The organism is Pauljensenia sp. 20925_1_25, assembly GCF_041433955.1.
Lineage (GTDB): Bacteria > Actinomycetota > Actinomycetes > Actinomycetales > Actinomycetaceae > Pauljensenia.
In genome coordinates this window covers 1-1,831 of sequence record NZ_JAPWCL010000042.1, presented here as the reverse complement: position 1 = coordinate 1,831, position 1,831 = coordinate 1, and the positions used below count along the sequence as shown (strand labels likewise).

Sequence of the window (1,831 nt, the reverse complement as noted above, 5' to 3'; positions counted from 1 at the left end):
GATCAGAGAGGGATGACACCGCACCACGCGGTGTCATCCCTCTCCTTTTACACACCCACCCCCTCCAACAGACGTAACAAGCGAGCCCCCCACACGCGCCCACAATTCGACCAGCTCACACCACGAGACACAACACACCAACGGACCAACGTCGCTCACATTTGCCCTCGTGGCATGGGATGCTTAATGCATGGTTCCTTCTGCACATCCGCGAGGGTCGCATCACCACAAAGGTAGCGACGAGGTCCTCGCCCAGCGTATGGCGGCGCATGACCGCCTTGCTCATCAATCCCAGGTTGTTCTGCGGCTCGGACAGATGCTGCTTTCGTTCGGTGCAAGCGCGTACCGCGTGAAGAAATCTATGGCGGACGTGGCGCGTGCCGTTGGCATTTCTGAGCATCGCGCTCAGGTCACCTACACGGAGATCATCACGACTGCCTACGCCAATGGTACGTTCCGTACGGAGCTTGCCGAGCAGCGCCTGATGGGTGTCAACGCCGACAAGATTGATCGCATTAACAACTACATTGCGTCGATCAACGGTAAGTCGGTTCGCGTTGAGGACGTTTCCGACGAGCTGGACAAGATCGCAAAGGTCCCGGGTCTTTACGACTGGTTCTCGAACGCGCTCGCCTCGGGACTCGCCTGCGCGGCATTCGCATTCCTAAACGGCGGGGGATGGGTCGAGTGTTCGGCCGTCGCTGTCGCCTCGTTCTTTGGACAGGCACTACGTCGACAGATGCTGATCCGCCATATGAACCACTTCGGCGTCTGGATGGCATGTGGCGCTCTCGCCGCAATGATCTACATTCTTCTCGTTGCACCGGCGCAGCAGTTCATGGGTATCGAGTCGACGCACCAGGCTGGCTTCATTTCGGCGTTGCTGTTCCTTGTCCCTGGCTTCCCGCTGGTGACGGGACTTATCGACTTGGTGAGGCAGGACTTCCAGGGTGGGCTCGGGCGTCTCGTCTACGTCGCGATGCTTGTCGCATCGGCCGGCGTTGCGGTATGGGCCATCTCTGCGATTTTTGGCTGGTCTGTAACCCCCGAGTATGGCGTTGCTCTTGTCCCGTGGCTGCACTACTTGCTCCGTTTCCTGACGAGTTTTGTCGCTGCGTACGGCTTCGCCATGCTCTTTAATTCGCCTCAACGAGTCTGTGCGGCCGCTGCACTGATTGGAGCCGTGATCAACACGGCGCGTATCGCGTTGAACCTTGAGCTCAAGGTGCCGGCTCCGGCTGCTGTTGGCCTCGCTGCTCTCGCTGCCGGTCTCCTTGCGGTTTTCGTGGCACGTCGGACGCGATTCTCGCGCGTCACTCTGTCGGTTCCCGCCGTTGTCATCATGATCCCCGGTGTACCCCTGTACCGGTCGCTCACTTACTTGAACAATCAGCAGATCGACGATGCGCTCGGCGCACTGTTCACTGTCATGTTCACGATCGTCGCTATCGGCATGGGTCTGGCGCTTTCCCGTATGCTCACCGATAAGAACTGGCTCGTCGAAAAGCAAGAACGAGTTCCCAACCTTTGGGAGTACGAGGAGGAGAACGCATGAAATTCGATATCGAGGCGAGTGTGAAGCCGCCGTCGTTCGAGTTCGAGTATGAGATCGACCGTGACGAGATCCGTGCCGTGGGCCGCAACATTGCGATCGTGTGCGTCGCGGCAGTGACTGCTCGAGTGCTCGTCGCACTGATTTCACGCTGACGCTCGTTCATCGACGAGGCCGTGGCTGGGTAACCGGTCACGGCCTCGTCATGTTCTCGGTGCGACGGCCTGTCGGTGATGCCTCGACGGTAAGGCTGCGGGCGCCGAAATGGGCGATGAATAG

At 59.1% G+C, this 1,831-nt stretch carries 2 protein-coding genes; both read left to right on the top strand.

The genetic code is table 11. The features are described from left to right. The first annotated feature begins 259 nt into the window (after nucleotides 1-259). Nucleotides 260-1,555 (top strand): threonine/serine exporter ThrE family protein, encoded by a 1,296-nt coding sequence (locus tag O3932_RS10410; protein WP_299241763.1) that lies wholly within the window; start codon nucleotides 260-262, stop codon nucleotides 1,553-1,555. Beyond that, nucleotides 1,552-1,707 carry a hypothetical protein gene (locus O3932_RS10405; RefSeq protein WP_009648395.1) on the top strand — a complete coding sequence of 52 codons (156 nt, stop codon included), beginning with the start codon at nucleotides 1,552-1,554 and terminating at the stop codon, nucleotides 1,705-1,707. The genes O3932_RS10410 and O3932_RS10405 overlap by 4 nt, the downstream gene beginning before the upstream one ends. Nucleotides 1,708-1,831: the final 124 nt, after the last annotated feature.

Excerpts from the sequence above, each read along its gene's own strand:
- O3932_RS10405 (WP_009648395.1), top strand. The coding sequence starts at position 1,552 with ATGAAATTCGATATCGAGGCGAGTGTGAAGCCGCCGTCGTTCGAGTTC.
- O3932_RS10410 (WP_299241763.1), top strand. The coding sequence starts at position 260 with ATGGCGGCGCATGACCGCCTTGCTCATCAATCCCAGGTTGTTCTGCGG.